This window comes from Streptomyces sp. NPDC044061 (assembly GCF_056434305.1).
In genome coordinates this window covers 1-15,093 of the sequence record NZ_JBWKFL010000051.1, presented here as the reverse complement: position 1 = coordinate 15,093, position 15,093 = coordinate 1, and the positions used below count along the sequence as shown (strand labels likewise).

The 15,093-nt window shown below is 68.3% G+C and carries 15 protein-coding genes and 3 pseudogenes; 9 read left to right on the top strand and 9 right to left on the bottom strand.

The window, feature by feature from the left end; genetic code table 11:
* Positions 1-125: 125 nt before the first annotated feature.
* Both AC07CM_RS42990 and AC07CM_RS42985 read right to left on the bottom strand, forming a co-directional pair.
* Positions 126-552: pseudogene (locus AC07CM_RS42990) on the bottom strand (lamin tail domain-containing protein).
* Between the two features lie 842 nt (positions 553-1,394).
* Positions 1,395-2,597: a hypothetical protein gene (locus AC07CM_RS42985; RefSeq protein ID WP_478881995.1), complete on the bottom strand. Its 1,203-nt coding sequence runs from the start codon at positions 2,595-2,597 to the stop codon at positions 1,395-1,397.
* A 225-nt stretch (positions 2,598-2,822) separates the two neighbouring features.
* On the opposite strand from AC07CM_RS42985, the gene AC07CM_RS42980 reads away from it, so the two are divergent.
* Positions 2,823-3,146, top strand: a complete 324-nt coding sequence (locus AC07CM_RS42980) for a DUF3024 domain-containing protein (RefSeq protein ID WP_478881994.1) — start codon at positions 2,823-2,825, stop codon at positions 3,144-3,146.
* Between the two features lie 17 nt (positions 3,147-3,163).
* On the opposite strand, the gene AC07CM_RS42975 is transcribed toward AC07CM_RS42980, so the two are convergent.
* The gene (locus tag AC07CM_RS42975) at positions 3,164-3,634 is read right to left on the bottom strand and encodes a single-stranded DNA-binding protein (protein WP_478882027.1); all 471 of its coding nucleotides are present in this window, start codon (positions 3,632-3,634) and stop codon (positions 3,164-3,166) included.
* A gap of 66 nt (positions 3,635-3,700) precedes the next feature.
* Here AC07CM_RS42975 and AC07CM_RS42970 point away from each other — a divergent pair, with 66 nt between their 5' ends.
* Positions 3,701-3,826: a hypothetical protein gene (locus tag AC07CM_RS42970; protein ID WP_478881993.1), complete on the top strand. Its 126-nt coding sequence runs from the start codon at positions 3,701-3,703 to the stop codon at positions 3,824-3,826.
* 79 nt (positions 3,827-3,905) lie between these two features.
* On the opposite strand, the pseudogene AC07CM_RS42965 reads toward AC07CM_RS42970, so the two are convergent.
* Together AC07CM_RS42965 and AC07CM_RS42960 are read right to left on the bottom strand one after the other, a co-directional pair.
* Positions 3,906-4,800 (bottom strand): annotated as a pseudogene (locus tag AC07CM_RS42965) (Tn3 family transposase).
* A gap of 69 nt (positions 4,801-4,869) precedes the next feature.
* Positions 4,870-4,985, bottom strand: a pseudogene (locus tag AC07CM_RS42960) (site-specific integrase); the annotation flags it as partial.
* A 1,392-nt stretch (positions 4,986-6,377) separates the two neighbouring features.
* On the opposite strand from AC07CM_RS42960, the gene AC07CM_RS42955 reads away from it, so the two are divergent.
* The 3 genes from AC07CM_RS42955 to AC07CM_RS42945 all read left to right on the top strand — a co-directional run bounded on the left by AC07CM_RS42955 (position 6,378) and on the right by AC07CM_RS42945 (position 10,464).
* On the top strand, positions 6,378-7,250 hold the full coding sequence (locus AC07CM_RS42955) for a serine/threonine-protein kinase (RefSeq protein WP_478881992.1): 873 nt from the start codon (positions 6,378-6,380) through the stop codon (positions 7,248-7,250).
* A 531-nt stretch (positions 7,251-7,781) separates the two neighbouring features.
* Complete coding sequence (locus AC07CM_RS42950; RefSeq protein WP_478881991.1) at positions 7,782-8,057, top strand: hypothetical protein; 276 nt, start codon at positions 7,782-7,784, stop codon at positions 8,055-8,057.
* Positions 8,058-9,219: 1,162 nt separating this feature from the next.
* Positions 9,220-10,464, top strand: a complete 1,245-nt coding sequence (locus AC07CM_RS42945; RefSeq protein ID WP_478881990.1) for a PP2C family protein-serine/threonine phosphatase — start codon at positions 9,220-9,222, stop codon at positions 10,462-10,464.
* 595 nt (positions 10,465-11,059) lie between these two features.
* Here the strand turns inward: AC07CM_RS42945 and AC07CM_RS42940 are convergent.
* Both AC07CM_RS42940 and AC07CM_RS42935 read right to left on the bottom strand, forming a co-directional pair.
* The gene (locus AC07CM_RS42940) at positions 11,060-11,395 is read right to left on the bottom strand and encodes a histone-like nucleoid-structuring protein Lsr2 (protein WP_478882026.1); all 336 of its coding nucleotides are present in this window, start codon (positions 11,393-11,395) and stop codon (positions 11,060-11,062) included.
* Between the two features lie 136 nt (positions 11,396-11,531).
* On the bottom strand, positions 11,532-11,741 hold the full coding sequence (locus AC07CM_RS42935) for a hypothetical protein (protein ID WP_478881989.1): 210 nt from the start codon (positions 11,739-11,741) through the stop codon (positions 11,532-11,534).
* Positions 11,742-12,068: 327 nt separating this feature from the next.
* Between AC07CM_RS42935 and AC07CM_RS42930 the strand changes: the two genes are divergently transcribed.
* Positions 12,069-12,539: a hypothetical protein gene (locus AC07CM_RS42930; RefSeq protein WP_478881988.1), complete on the top strand. Its 471-nt coding sequence runs from the start codon at positions 12,069-12,071 to the stop codon at positions 12,537-12,539.
* A gap of 74 nt (positions 12,540-12,613) precedes the next feature.
* Here the strand turns inward: AC07CM_RS42930 and AC07CM_RS42925 are convergent, their stop codons facing one another.
* Positions 12,614-12,823 (bottom strand): DUF397 domain-containing protein, encoded by a 210-nt coding sequence (locus tag AC07CM_RS42925; protein ID WP_478881987.1) that lies wholly within the window; start codon positions 12,821-12,823, stop codon positions 12,614-12,616.
* Between the two features lie 29 nt (positions 12,824-12,852).
* Positions 12,853-13,722, bottom strand: coding sequence for a helix-turn-helix domain-containing protein (locus AC07CM_RS42920; RefSeq protein WP_478881986.1), 870 nt, complete (start codon positions 13,720-13,722; stop codon positions 12,853-12,855).
* A 345-nt stretch (positions 13,723-14,067) separates the two neighbouring features.
* On the opposite strand from AC07CM_RS42920, the gene AC07CM_RS42915 reads away from it, so the two are divergent.
* From AC07CM_RS42915 to AC07CM_RS42905, 3 genes are all read left to right on the top strand, one after another.
* On the top strand, positions 14,068-14,550 hold the full coding sequence (locus AC07CM_RS42915) for a hypothetical protein (RefSeq protein WP_478881985.1): 483 nt from the start codon (positions 14,068-14,070) through the stop codon (positions 14,548-14,550).
* A 137-nt stretch (positions 14,551-14,687) separates the two neighbouring features.
* Positions 14,688-14,876, top strand: coding sequence for a hypothetical protein (locus AC07CM_RS42910; RefSeq protein ID WP_478881984.1), 189 nt, complete (start codon positions 14,688-14,690; stop codon positions 14,874-14,876).
* Entirely contained in the window at positions 14,873-15,049 is a 177-nt protein-coding gene (locus tag AC07CM_RS42905; protein ID WP_478881983.1) for a hypothetical protein, read from the top strand. The genes AC07CM_RS42910 and AC07CM_RS42905 overlap by 4 nt, the downstream gene beginning before the upstream one ends.
* Positions 15,050-15,093: the final 44 nt, after the last annotated feature.

Here is a 15,093-nt window from a genome sequence, read left to right as displayed (position 1 = left end):
GCCCGTAGTGCCTCCTCTTACCGGCCGACCGCGACTCCCCCTCACCCCCTCCCACCCCCCCCCCCTACCGGCTGCCGGGGAACGCCGCCGTCTCAGCGTTCACCGGCGAGGGGTACGGGGTGGGGTCAGCGGCGGGCGCGGGGGTGGCGGCCCCAGTAGCGTCGTCGATGAAGCGGCCGCGGTCGTTGAGCAGGGTCGCGGTGCCGCTGTCACAGTCCCACACATAAGCGCCGCGGGCCTGGAACACATCGGTGCGGGAGTCGCGGCCGATGCCATGTGGACACGGACGGTTGCGCGGCCGGCCGGGCGGTAGTGGTCGAAGGTGTAGGTGTGGCCGTCCTCGTCCGAGAGGGTCCAACCGTCGAGGTTGACCGCGCGGCGGCTGTTGTTGGTGATGTCCACCCATTCCCTGTTCAGGGAGCGGTTGGAGCGGTCGTCGCGTCCCGGCGAGTCGTACTGCACGGCGCTGATGTAGACGGCGCTGCGGTAGTGGCGGCCCGGGTGGTGGTCGGCGGCCGCGGCCGGCAGCGCCACGGCGCGCACGGCGGTCATACGACGCACGGATGCGGAAACGGTCACGAGGATCCCCCTACAGGAATCCATGGCACCCCCCTGTGTCGACCTACAGACGTTTGGCCAGCGTGCGGTGCGCCCGCAGGCGCGAGCTGGCAGGTGAGTCGCACCGGTCCCCGGTGGCAGGCGGAACTCGGACGTCCATTCCCTGACGCGCGACAGACCGACCTTCTTCGGGGACGGACTCGCACGTCCACCCGATGCCACGCCTGGACACCGTTGGTGCCCGGCGCGAAGCCGATGAGGTCGACGTGATCCAGTGTCACACCCCCCGGGCGCCTGACAGCGTCGCCGCCGCGACGACACGCTGAACGGCAAGCGTGTCGTCAGCGACGTCGCCGCCGGACGGGCAGTGAGGGCTCCTTCGTTGTGAACAGCACTTCCGCGGTTAGCCCCGCTCCACGGTGACATCACCTCGCTGTCCGGGGCGGCCAGTACCCAAGCTCGGCCCGCCGTCCCGCGCACGACGCGCGCGCTGCCCTCGGCCGTGATCCGCCAAGTGCCCGGCAGAAGGGACAGGGCGGTCTCTCGGGGGTCGGCGGGGGCCGCGCGGTAGGACAGCCGGTACACGCCCACCTCCAAGTCGCACCCGGCGGAGCGGACCGTGTCCGCCACAGCCTCTCGTACAGCTCGGCGTCAGCCCCCTGTTGGCTGTTGGCAGTTGGAGGGGGTATCCCCTCCAACTGCCAAGGGCCTGTTCTCCAGGGACTTCGATCAGGGCGATGGATCACGATCATCACGGAGAGTGATGATGCTGGCGGGATTACTGTATTGGCGTCCACGTCCGAGAGCCGGAGCCCCAGGGTGGCAGGGGCCGGGGGTCAGCGGCGGCTGGCGGTGGCGAGTTCGGCCAGCCGGTTGCCGATCACTGAGACGCCGGGGCGGGGCTCGCGCTCGTAGAACTCCGCCTTTCGGCGTCGCAGCCAGGCTTCGCCGTGCTCAGTCCAGGTAAAGCCGGGTTTGCGCAGGACCTTGCCGATCACGGTGTCGACGGTGTCGGGGTGGGCTTCGGCGAGACGCTGGAAGGGCAGCGGGGAGATGGAGGTGTCGCGGACGTAGCTGCGCAGCAGGTCGGTGTGGCGGCGGCTGGAGGTGAGAGCGGGGTCGGCGTAGAGGGCGTCGAGCAGGCCGTAGTCGCGGTAGAGGTTCATGCCCTCGGTCGCGTCGTAGATGATGCCGACGGTGTCCGCCGCTTGGAGGTCCTCGGGGAGGCGGAAGGACAGGTGCGGGGGGAAGGGGTCGGTGGGGTCGTGTTTGCCCGCTTCGCTGCGGGTGGTCTGCCAGCGGTGCCGGTGGAAGGCATCGATCCGTTCCTGGGCTTCGGCCGTGGGCAGCACCACCTGGTCCGCGCCGAAGCAGGCGATGAACGCTTCCCGGTCCCGGTGCATCTGCTCCCACCCCTGGGCAATCTTGTCCGGGTTGCGGAAGACGAGCGCCGGATGTTCCGCGGCTGTCTCCAGGGCGATCTGCGCGATCTGGGGGCCGTCGGCCTTACGGAAGGACGCGATGCCGCCGGAGACGAGCCAGGTCCCCGGATACGGCGCGATGGGCACAAGCCGGCCGATGACAAACCCGCCCTTGGACATGCCGCGGAACGCTTTGCGGCCCATGTTGGAGTAGGTCCGGTACTCCAGGTCGTCGATGAGGTTCAGCAGGACCAGAGCATCGCCGTCCCTGGCCTGGATCTCGAACAGGCCCTCGACCACATCCATCCAGCCCAGCAGCATCTCCCGCTCCACCGGGGACAGGTCCTTGCGGGCGTCCGCGTACCGCTCCACCGGGGTCCGTCCGTCGGGCAGACGGTGCTGCAGCGCGAACTGGTCGATCACGCTGATGGCCGTGCTCTCGTCCAGCGAGCGGTCCGCTCCCGCCGCCTGAAGCAAGGCCGCGGTCAGCTTTCGGTCGAACCGCGGTCCTTGAACGTACTGGACCAGCTCCCGCTTCAGATCGGCGCTGCGTTCAATGAGCTCGCCGAGTGACGGCGGTCGGTCCTGGGCGGCCGGCAGTTGAGCCGAGTCGGTCACGCTGGTCCCTCCATGGTGCGTACTGTGGGTCACAGTACCGACGCGGCATGCACCGGTTGACCGGTACCCGGAAACCCGTCCCCGGGCCCGGCCGAGCCGCAGTCGTTCTGAGCGGGCGCTTATGACGCCTTGGCAGTTGCATGGATGACAGTGCAAGCCACCCTTGCTGATCGCGGCGAGGGGAAGTGTGAGAGCCTCCCGGGCTTCTGTCTGTACGGTGGAGAGGTGAAGATCTCCGAGATGGACCGGGCCCGGCTGAAGAAGTGGGCAGAGCAGCGCATTCCTACGCACGCGAGAGCAGAAGTTACGGTGGGGTGCGCGGTGCGGGGCAGCGCGGTCGTGGTCACTGAGGAGCGGGCGCCGTGGAACGGCGTCGGGGAATGGACTTCGCGCAAGGTTGCTCGGCTGCGGCATACCGATGAGGGGTGGCTGGTGGACGGGGCGGACCGCAACGGCCGCTGGTATCCGTGTGATCACCTGCCGGCGGTCCCGTCACTGGACGAGGCCCTGACGGCGCTGGACGACCCGCGTCACGCGTTCTGGGGCTGAGGCATCCCCTGGTCCGATCAGAACGGGTGCGGCTCGGCGGACGTCGAACGCGGGGATGACTGCGCGGAATCGGATGCCGGCCTGGACGTCGGCGCGGGCCCGCCCTGCGGTGGCACACCTTGGCGGTAGGTCTTGGTGACGGCCGCGGTCGCGTATGTCAGGGAGACGGCGACATCCTCGGCGTCGATCTCCATCGCGGTGCGGCGCTGGCCCTCCTTGTCGTCGAAGGTCCGCTGCCTGAGCCGCCCGGTGACGATGACCCTCATGCCTCGGGTGAGCGACTGTGCGGCGTTCTCGCCGGCTTGTCGCCAGAGCGAGCAGCGAAGGAACAGCGGTTCGCCGTCGACGAATTCGCTGCGGTCGCGGTCGAACACGCGGGGAGTGGCCGCGATGGTGAAACCCGCCACCGGGATGCCGGAGGAGGTATGACGCAGTTCCGGATCGGCGGTCAGGTTGCCCACCACCGTCACCAGCGTCTCGCCCGCCACGCCACCACCCCTTGCCTGCCGTTGGATCGCTTCCACCGTGTCGGCCATGCGGGCCCGCTGGGTGGCATGACTGGCGAGGAGAACACCCTGGAGACAGCGGCTGCGGTGCTGCGTGAGGCGCAGGCGACAGTTCACACGGCCCGCCGAAACCTGACCGCCGCGATCGTCGCCGCCTACCGGGCCGTCGGCTAAATCGTATCGCCGAGCTTACCGGCGCCAGCGTCACCGAGATTAGGAACCTGCTGGCCGCTGCCGGGGCCTCGCGTCGCGGCTAGCCGTCGGCATGCTGTTCTCCACGTGAGACGGGGATGTCACGGCTGGTGAGGGGCGGAGGCCATGTCGTAGGTTCCGGGTGGATGTGGAGAGTGGTGGTGTCGTAGTCGCCGAAGCACAGCACCTTGTCCCTGCGGTGCGGGCTGAGCGTGGCGATGTCGTCGGGGCTCAGGTCCCAGCCCGGGGAGGCTATCTGGCGTAGTGCGTCGGTCACGTCGACTCTGGTGGAGAAGATGATGCTGTTGGCCATCAGGCCGAGGAACTTGACAGCTGTCTCCTGGAGTTCGGGATCGCGGGAGCGCAGATAGCCGTCTCCGCCGAAGTGCAGCCACTTGGTGTACCCGTTGTATGCCTCCTCGGCTTTGTTCATCGCCCTGGTGATCTGTTCCCGCAGTTGCGGGTCCGAGAGGTAGCGGAGCAGAACGACCGTCCCGACGGCGCGGCCGACGTCGCGGAAGTCCTTGTAGATCCGATTCTTGCGGGAGTGGTTGTTCAGGCGCCGCAGGAGAGTGACGGAGGACACGGTGCCTTCCCGTGCCGACAGGCCGACCTGCATGAGGTCCTTCCACCGTTCTCGATGAGCTGCCAGTCGACGCTGGTGCGCGGATCGGTGGAGAACAGTGCGTCGATGTGCCGGAAGCGCGCCTGTGGGTCGGGGCGGTGGAAGGTGAGGTCCTGGAGGTTGCGTATCCGTGGCAGCAGGTCGATGCCGAGCAGATAGGCGAGCCCGAAGACCGGGACTGTTCCTGGGCGTCGGCGTGCACGGTGTCCGGCCAGACCTCCAACTCGTTCGCAAGGAGCGCGTCGATGAGGTAGACGGCCACCCAGACCCCGGAGGGGATGAGCCTGGAGAAGAGTGCGTCGCAGGTGTCGGAGACGACGTGGTGGGCGATCCCGCCGTATGTTTTGGGCGAGGAGGTTGTCGACGACGGTGTCCATCATGGCGCCGTCCACCGCCGCCACCGGGCCTGGCCCCGACGGCGGGCCTTGGTCCGGGCGCCTTTGGCCTTGACCGGGGCGTGGCGACCGGTGACGTCCAAGTCTCGTCGATGCTGACGCCGAGAATCTCCCCCGCGCGGGGATATTTTCGTCTCGCTGCCCCGCTGTACCCATGCCCCCACTACCCGGCTGGGCCCCAGCGCCCGCAGCAAGCATGCTGATGACGCATCTGCGCTGCCGTTGGCCGAGTCCGTCCGCCTGCTGCTCGAGTGGGTTCACGTGGTGGAACACCACACACACCTCCCAGGCCCTTGACGGTCTCACGTCGCTTCAGGTGTGGCGGGCCGACCCCAGCCCCATTGAGGACGTGGACCGCGAGCTGCTGTACCAGTACCCGTTCGCCGATGGCGGCCGCACCCGCACACTCACCGCCAGCGGCGTGCGGTGGGGCAACCGGTACTACGCGGGCGCCAAGCAGGCCCTCACCGACGCCCGCGCCCGCGTCGGCCATTACCGCGACACCCGCAAGAAGTGGGCACGCCAGGCCGACGCCGAGATCCTCGCCCACCGCGATTGCGCCAACCGCAACCACGCCGCATGGCGGAGCCCCGCCCGCCGCGCTCGCGAGCACCTGACCGAGCAGCAAGGCGTACGCGGGTGGCTGCACCACTGGGCCGACCGTGCCCGGACTGCCGAGGCCGCCCTCGACTGCGTGCTCACCCTAAACCGTAAGGCCACGCATGGCGCCGTGTGCGTCTACTACTCGCCGGGACAGCGCATCGGCTGTGACGCGACACGGCCATGTGACACCCTGCGCGCCGTCGAGGGCCATGTCTGCCGAGGCCCACCCGCGTCAGCTCGCCCGGCAGCTGGCCGCCATGGAAACCGACCGGAACCGATGGCGCAGGTACACCATGAAGACCGCGCAACGCCCCGACGCCGCCAAGCGCCGCGGGGGGGGGGGGGGGCGGCGGGCCCCCCCCCCCCCCCCCCCCCGCCACTGGAACGCCTGGCGCAGCGCCCGCCGCAGCCGCCGTACTGCCAAGCAGGCCGAGGTATACCTGAAGCAGTCCAACCGCCATTGGTACTGAAACCGCGACCGAGCAGCGCCACCGTGCCGAACAGGCCGAGGCCACGCGGTCAACGCACTGCGCAATGCCACGACCGGACCCGCATCCCCCCGCTTTGAGGCCACCCGCATCACCGGCGAGTACTTCCGCGCCATCACCGGAACGCCGGGGGCCCGGACGAGCAGCGTCCTGGCTATGCCGCCGCAGCCAACTGCGCCGAGGCCGAGCAGGACAAGCCCGAGCCCATCACGCTCACCACGCCATGCACCCACTGCGGGCACGTACGCAATCACCACCGGTGCGGCGGTCCCTGCTGCTTCGGAGACCACGGCGGCGGGCGTGGATGCCCACTGTTCACCTCGACCGCCGACACTATCCGCGCCGAGTTCGCCCACCAGTGACCGCCACGGCCCCCCGGTACCACCGCGGGGCGCCACCTCGCACCACCAGGAGCACCACCCATGACGACCGTCCTCGACACCGCGCCCTCGACCACCGCCCGCCGCGTCGCTGACGACCTGCAAGCCCTCCGCGAGCAGTGGGGCGACCTGCTCGCCGCCATCGATGGCCCGCCCGCACAGGAGTGGCCGCCGCGCGAGACCCACTCAATCCTCAACCAGGCCACCGCCGCCGACCGCACCGACGACCGCCCCATGATCGGTCGCATCCCGCTCTCGCTGCGCGAGCACCCCGCCCCGCTCAACCTCGACGCGCTCGACGCCGCCCTCGACGTCGAGCGAGCCCTGTTCACAGCCGCCGACGCCATCGCCGCCCGCGTACAGCGCCCCGTGCGCCACCGCATCCAGATCCCCCGCAGAATCCCCGCCGGCTGGACCCTGCACCCCCGTGCCGTCGTCGACGTCGCCGACCGCGACGACCCAAGACGCTGGCACCTACCCACCCACCGCAGCGCCACCCCCGTACAGGGCGCAGGCATAACCGGAGTCGGCTCCCGCGCTCACGGTCTGCACTGGGCCGCAGTGTGGCTGGAGCGCCGCGCCCTCGGCGACGACCTCGACAACAACCTGTTCCGGCCCATGCCGGCACCCGTGCTCGACGACCTCGCCGACGTCGCACGCCTCGCCCGGCAGCGCGTCGAGCGGGCCCTCAACCGCGACGGCCGCGCCCTCACCCTCGACACCTTGTGCCCCTGGTGTGGCGGCGAGCTCTCCTTCGAGACACAGCCCGGCGACGATCCGGTAGTTACCTGTTGGCGAGGCGAGGCGTGCCCGGCCCCCGTGATCCTCGACCACCGCCGGCGCACGTGGCGCGGGGCCGACCTGGTCGGGCTGTGGGTGGCGGTGGACGCCGCCCGGAAGCGGGCCGAGGAGTAGCAGGCGTGATGGCCTGTGTGCCATGGACGCCTCCTGCTTGCCCGACCCGGCGTCCATCGGGCCCGGCAGAGGGAGGTACTCCCTGGTGGGATGACGCGGTGTCTGCCAGGCGTACGGGTGAATCGGTCGCTCTTCCGCATCACTGAGCGTGCGTCTAGGGCTGGCGCCTTCGTACGGTTCCACTGTGCCCGGCTCTGACAGGACGGCGGGCTCGGCGGTCCCGCGCTCCGATCGCACGCCGCGCGGGACCGCCTACAGACACGGCCGGCACCGCCCGCGACCGTTCCGAGCCCAATCGAGCCGTTCAGCTGAGTCTTCGCCGCTGGGCCGCGGGGTGCCGCACCCGAGGACGGCGTACGCCGACCGCACCGCTGACAAGTCGAGCGTGCTCGGGGTGGAGGTGTTGGCCGCTGCTGTCTCGTAAGAGCCGGTTTCGCCGTGTGGCGTCGCTGCCAGATGTCGTGTTCACCGTGCCCGCCCGCGCTTCGGCGTGGGCGTTTTGCTGTGCGGCGCTCGGCCGGGTCATCGTATGTGGGTCCGCGTGACGCGCCTGGCGGCCCCGGTCGGCATCTCCCGGCCGACCTGTGCACCGTCGAGACGGAACGGCTGGTCCACCTGCGCGTGTGGACCGACCACAGCCGCGCCGAGATAGCGCGCGCCTTGGGGATGGCCGAGGAGACGCACAAGCGTCCGGACACCACCAGCGAGCGCGGACGCCTCAGCGCCTCCCACTACGAGCCCGCACGCGAGAGCTGGATGGCCTCGAAGTGCTGGACCAGGACCTGGTCGTCGAGTGGGCCGGCGTAGCGAGGAGCGGTAACGCCGAGGCGGTGTCCCGGGCCGGTGGCGACGAAGTGAGGGTCACGGCCCGGGGCACCTCACCACCATGCTCACCCAGACGGTGTGCGGGCGTCGCGACTGCCGCGCCGTCTGGGTGAGCACGCCGAGGAACAAGACGGCGCCCCGAAGCGCACAGGGAAGACGATTCGGGGCACCGCCGGGGGCCAGCCTGCTACCGGGGGACGCGGGCCGGCCACGCCGTCGACGCAGCCCGGACCAGAGCGTGATGAGGCCTGCGGCGACGCGCCGCCTATCAGTACCACACCTTCCAACACCGTGTCCCCGAGCATTGGCTGGCCAGTTCGTTAACAACACCCGCAGATGGGCCGATGCTGAGCGCGCCGCGGCGGCCGTCCTCGATGCCCTCGGCATGCGCTGGTAGTGAGCTTGGCGGGTGGCTCCTGCGTGCCTGCAGGCCATCGGGTGCTCTCCGGGCCCTCGGTCAGCTCCACGCCGCATCGCCTTGTTGCGGGAGCTGGCCAGCGGAAAGCGGAAGGCCGTGACGGCTGTGTGCGGCACCTCCAGCAGCTCCAGGGCCCAGCCGATCTGGGCTGCGGTGGCCTTCCACTCCCTGCACCCGGCCTCCGGCCACAGTGCGAGCCCGTCACTGTTCGGCACACTGGAGGAGGTCACAGTGCTCACGATCCGTCGCTGCGCGGACTTTTACCTCCGGCGGACCGCCTCGGTCATGGCCTTCCTTCGTCTCGTCGCGGCAGCCGTGGATGGTCGCTGTCTGTACTGGGGCAACGACCCAAACCGCCGGGTGGTCCGGTGCGACTTTCCCGCAACCCGACCACTCTCCACGCCCGGTTCGACCGCGATTGCAGACCTGCCGCCTGGCTCATCCGTGCCACTCCGCCGACCTTGCTGAGCATCGTAGGAAACCCTGATGTCCTAAGCAGACGGTCGCCGCCCTCGGCCTTGATGTGGGCAGCGACGTAGCTACGTGCGGGACCAGGCGATGGCTCGTGACGGAAGGAGCCGGGTGAGCCGGAGCCACGAGAGGTTCGCCTGAAGCGCCCTGACCGGTGGTTCTTCGGAATCACCAAGCTCGCCACGCCGGTGTGATGATCAGTGAACGCGCATAGTGGAGACGGAGAGGGGGCACGGACGGAACGGAGGGCGCCTTGTGAGCACACCGCTGATCGACTACCGCGCGTTGTTCGCTGCCACGCTCAGCCCGTACCTGGTGCTGGGCTCCGACCTGGTGATCCTCGATGCCAACGTGGCCTTCTGCCGCGCCGTCCGCCGCCCTGCGGAAGAGCTGGTCGGGCGGTATCTCTTTGACGCTTTTCCCGCCAACCCGGCCGATCCTGACGCTGACGGCGTGCGGAACCTGCGGGCTTCCCTACACCGGGTCCTGCAGACGGGGACGGCGGAGACATTGGTGGTGCAGAAGTACGACATCCCTGTGCCCGAGCGCCCTGGAGAGTTCGAGGAGCGGTGGGCGTCGCCGATCAATGTCCCCGTGCTCGGGCCGGACGGACAGGTGGCCTGGATCCTTCACCGGATGGAGGACGTCACCGAGTTTGTGCTCTCCCACCCTGGCCACCACCCGCAACCGGGGGAGACGCTGAGCGAGCGAAGGGCCTTGGAGGCCGAACTTTACGTGCGTGCACGGGAGCTTCAGCGGCTGAATGAAGAGCTGCGGCAGGCGCACGCCCGGGAGCGGAAGGTCGCCGTCACTCTTCAGGAAGCCATGATGGAGGCCCCCGACCTGGCACGGCACCCGAACATTGCGGTGCGCTACCTGCCAGCCGCCAGGGGCCTCAACGTATGCGGTGACTGGTACGACGTAGTGGACCTGCCCGGCGATTGTTTCTCCGTCGCGGTCGGCGACGTCGTCGGCCATGGTGTGGAAGCCGCCGCCGTCATGGGCATGCTCCGCAGCGCACTCTCCGCCGCCGTCCGCGCCCTGCGCGAGCCCGCCCCCGCCATGGAGGTTTTGGGCCTGTACGCACGCTCAGTCGAAGGGGCACTGGCCACCACCGCGGTCAACGCCGTGATCGACACCCACCGCCACCAGATCACCTACAGCAGCGCCGGTCACCCGCCACCCATCCTCACCGACACCAACGGCACCTTCGTCCTCCTCGACCAGGCCACCGACCCCCCGCTCGGCGCCCGCGCCCAGCATGCCCCGCGCCTCCAGGCCGCCGTGCCCTACAACCCCGGCGACACCCTCGTCCTCTACACCGACGGCCTCATCGAACGCCGCGGAGAAGACATCGACGCAGGCCTGCACCGGCTCACCAGCGTCCTCTCCGCAGACCCCCGCTGCAGCCCGGAACACCTGGCGGACACCCTCCTGTCCCACTTCGGTGTCAGCAGCGGAGGACGCGACGACATCGCCTTGATTGTCGCCCGCCTGTAGCGGGGCCGCCGTAATTCTCCCGTGGCGACGGCCGCCGCGCCGAGGTGCCCCCAGCTCCCGGGGCCCGGACGCTGTCACGCACGGTACCGACGACACCGCCCGGCGCGGGGTGCACCTCGTCCGGCGGCGACAGATGCCGCCAGCAGGTCCTTCGGCTGTTGGTGGTACATCTTGCTTGGCGCGGCGACCAGGGAAGACGGAAACTGGACCTGCGACGGGTGGAGTGTTGGCCCGCGTTTGATCCGGACCTTGGTACTGAATGAGGCGGTGGGCGCGCCAGCCCGGAGGCAGGTCCCGCCCGGGCGTCTCCTGGATGACCGATCGCCCGCAGTCGTGGCGCGGCCCTGATGTTTTGGTGGACCCGCTGACGCCCCCGGTACGGAGACTGGCAAAGAAGCACAGTCGAGGAGGCGGCATCGAGGCACTACGGCTGTGAGCGCGCTTCGGAAAGAGTGGGAAGCCTGCGTCAGGGCGCGGAACCTGTTCAATGTGGGTCGCGGGGTGTTCTTCATTTCCGGGTGATGCTCCGGTCCCTTGAGATGGAACGACGAAGGCCCCCGCCGCAGCAAGGGGCCTTGAGTCGAACTCACCAGTGTTACGCGGCCGTGGCCTTCGCGTACGCGTCCTTGATGTCCGCCGGAACCCGGCCACGGTCGTTGACCTCGTAGCCATTTTCCTTGGCCCACGCGCGGATCAGGGCGGTGTCGCCACCGGACGCTGTCGCCTGTGTTGCACCTCCACGCTTGCCGCGCGCCTGATTCGTCTTCCTGCCCTTGTCGACGTACGGCTCAAGGGCCTTGCGCAGCTTGGCTGCCTTCTTTTCGTTCAAGTCGATCTCGTACGTCTTACCGTCGAGGCCGAACACGATCCTCTCGGACGCCTCGGACCCGTCGAGGTCATCAAGCAGTTGGACAACGGTTTTCTGCGCCATCGTGGCTTCGTCCTTCTTCGGGTTCGAGATGAACAGCATGCTATGTGCCGACTTCTTATCAGCATGCAGAGCACTAGGTCCACCAGACCAACCGCCCCTGGCCGGCGCACGCCAGATTGCCTCGCAGCCGGGCGCGCTAGGAGATGACGAAGGTTGTGCTGTAGGACTTCGCACGCGTCACGGCAACATAGAACTTCGCCCGCTCCATGAGCTGATTGATGTCGCGCGTGTTGTAGTAGTTGATCACCGGCACCGTGGGGAAGATGAGCACGCGGTCGTAGGTGCTGCCCTTCGAGGCCCCATGTTCATCGCGTCCAACCCCAAGGTGCTGGTCCGCCGATCCCAACGCAGCACAGTCGTGGAGAGTACTTCTCCATGTACTCCTGGACTTCCGACCTCTTGATCCGAAAGATGCCATCGTGTCACGTGATCTCGGTGTTCATCGAGATCGTGCAGGGCAGCTCGGGGTACAGGTCATCCGCGAAGTCACAGATCCCTGACGTTCGCTGAACCAGTCAACGATGCTACTTCCCTTGTACTGCTTGTTCTTCTGCGCGGTGTTCGTGGAGAAAGTCGCCTGCCGTGGATCTCCGACCATCGTGAGGGCGATGGGCGACTTCAACAGGGCGTCGAGGAGTTCCAGGTCGTGGCCCGCCATTGAAGTGCGCCACGAGTGCGGGCTTTTACGCCCTGGTCGTCGGCCGAGCGTCCACGGCGCCGCCCGCCCAACCGCAGCGCCCTGGCCGCGTGGACCGGCGACGTCGGCGCGGTCTGCACCTCCACCGGCGCCACCACGTCGTACTCCTACGACAGCGCCGACCGGCTGGTCACCTCCGGCACGGTCTACGCCGCCCTCTGCCGCACCACGACCCAGGCGTCCGACGCGACCATCGGCTACTACGCCAACGACCTCGTCCACCAGCGGACATCCGGCACCAGCCGGCAGACCCAGATCCTGGACGCGGCCAGCCGCCTCGCCACCTGGACCACCAAGCCCCAGGGCAGCGACGGCACCTGGAGCCAGACCAGATCCAAGACCGACCACTACGGCTCCGGCGGCGACAGCCCCGACTGGATCCAAGAACCGCCCGAGCCTCGAACAACTGAGTTGCGTCGGACGTGCCGTCCCCCGCGGAACGGGTGATGGGTTGAAAGACGATGGCGGCCCCCTCACCGTGTCTGAGGAGGGCCGCCATGTTTCCGGGTAACGCGGTCACGCTACTGGTCGACTGCACCGAAGTCGGGGTCGCCGGAGCGAACCAGGCTGATGAACGAGGACCAGGCAGCGGCCGGCACGACGAGCGCGGGGAAAGTCTTCTTCTTCGAGTCGCGGATGCCGACCTTGGTGGTCAGATCAGCGATCTCGATGCAGTTCCCGCCTGTGTCGTTGCTGTACGAGGACTTGAACCAGGCGGACTCGGGGGCCACATCGGGGGCCGTGCTCTTGGTATTGATGGCTACTTCCACTCCCGTGCTAGTTGTTGCAGGAACCCGGCCGTTCGAGCCGGGGGTAGGGCGCTGTCGCGCATGGCGTCGAAGCGGCGGACGTTCCGTTGGACCTCCTGCCGCTCGTCGGTGACACTGATCGTGTTGGGCATGTCGACTTGCACGACAGGGTCAAGGGTTTCGGAGAAGTCGAGCACCGTGAAGTTGCTTTCCGAGCGGTACGTCACGACGTCGTGCGGCAGAATCTGGATGGTCACGTTTTCCAGTTCGCCCAGCTCCACAATCTCCTGGTACTGGGCGCGCATCACCTCGGGGCTACCAACGATCCGCCGGACAGCCGCCTCGTCCATGATCACGCGGAGCTCCAGCGGGTCATCCGCACGGGTGATCAGCTCTTTCCGCTCCAGTCGCAGCCTGACGTTCTGCTCGATGTACTCGCTCGTTGTCTCATCCACCGGCTTGGCGATCTGGTACAGCGCCCTCGCATAGCCCTCCGTCTGGAACAGGCCGTACACGAAGGCGGGTTGCCAGGCGCGCATCACCGCAGCGTCCTCTTCCAAGCCGCGGAACGTTGGCATCTTCGACGGCATGTATGCCTTGTACGGCGTCCATGGCTCCTTACTCAATGACTCGCGGTGAAGCTGGACCAAGGTCTCCAGGTCTTCCTTCGGAAGGTCCGGGGCGAGATGGTCGATCAGCTTCTCCAAGTCACCCACGCGTGGCAGGTCGTTCTCGCCGATCTCCACGCGCGCGAGCTTCGTATGGGAGAAGCCCAGAGCCTTCGCCACCTCCTGAAGCGTCTCGCCCTTCTTGTCCCGGAGCCTCCGCAGCTCCTTGCCCAGCTCCCTGCGTCGGAAGGTCGCCCCGCGCTTTGCTGCCACTGCGTAACCCTTTCCCCAGCCCTGTCGGTGCTCAGCGTGCCCTGTGTCCGGTGCCGTAGCGAGGCGTGTCCCTGAGTGTGCCACCCTCTGTGCCCCGCTGAACAACCCCTTGCCTGTGTTCGGGCACTTGCCAATTTAAGTGCTCTCGCAATTGCCCTTGCACAGTAAATCGCACATGCAGCACGGTAGTTGAGCGCGCCGATCGTAGGAAGACGCGGGGGCGCAGTCCCCCTCCTGCCCCGAGTCCGTACGGCCCTGGCGACTTATGGCCATGGCCATACGGAGCGAACCCGGGCTACGGCCCGAGAACGGAACCTCGAGCAAGACCGGATGGAGACACCCCTCATGTCACCGAGTACGGCACAGCCCTCCTGCACGGATCAGGAAAACGAGGTGGAGGCGTGGACGCGCGGTCGCACCACGCGGCCGGCCGCGAACCGCGGCCTGTACCTGAAGCGGAAACGCGACCAGAACAACGCAACGGCCTTAGAAACCGAGGTGCAGCGCAGGCGGCGCATCATCGCCTACGCACGCACCGAAGTCGGCGGGCAGGCCGACCACACGATGGCCGCCGTACGGCGCCTCATCGAGGAGTGGGACTACGACCTGGTGTGCGAGCTGACCGACGCCCAGCCCTCGCATGCGCCGCTCACTCGTCCCGGCTGGGTGGAAGCCCGGCGACTCGTCGCCACCGGCTTCGCCGACGGCATCGCGGTCCTGAACCGGGAGGCGGTCAGCGTCCACGACGACGAGTACGAGGAAGAACTCCGCTGGGTCGGAGACCGCCCTGCACTGCTGCTGCTCGCCATCCACGAGGCCGCCCCTTGAAGGAAGTTACGCCGCTGGCTCGATGAGCGGCAGATCGGGTGGCGGCAGATCCTCGCGCAGGTCCTGTTCGTCATGTCCGTCTCCGCCGCAGTTGTCTCCGCCCTGCTGTACGCCGAACACCATTGAGAGGAACCACGATGAACGAGTTACCCGATCGTGAGCCGGGGGCCGCGCTGCGCGCCATCCATGAGGCCACGCCCGCTCCGTCCGGTGGTGTGGACCTGTTCGGCGTCCCGGCCGGTGAGATCACGGCCACTGACCCGTTCCGGCTCACCCACCTCGACCCTGCGCGCGGCGGCGTGAACGACCCGGAGCCCACGGCATGAGGCCACTGAACGTGGTGCACGAACGGCAGACCCCGGAGTACTGGAACCGGCTCTACGAGGCGGGATATCGGGTGAAGGAGCCCGAGCCGTTCGAGCGGCAGATGTTCCGGAACTACGCGATGTTGACTCCTCCCCCTCGTAAACGAGGGGGATTCCTAGCTCACGTGGCCTGACCCCCGGCGGGGGTGCAGGTCTTACACGATCAGCGCTAGCCGGG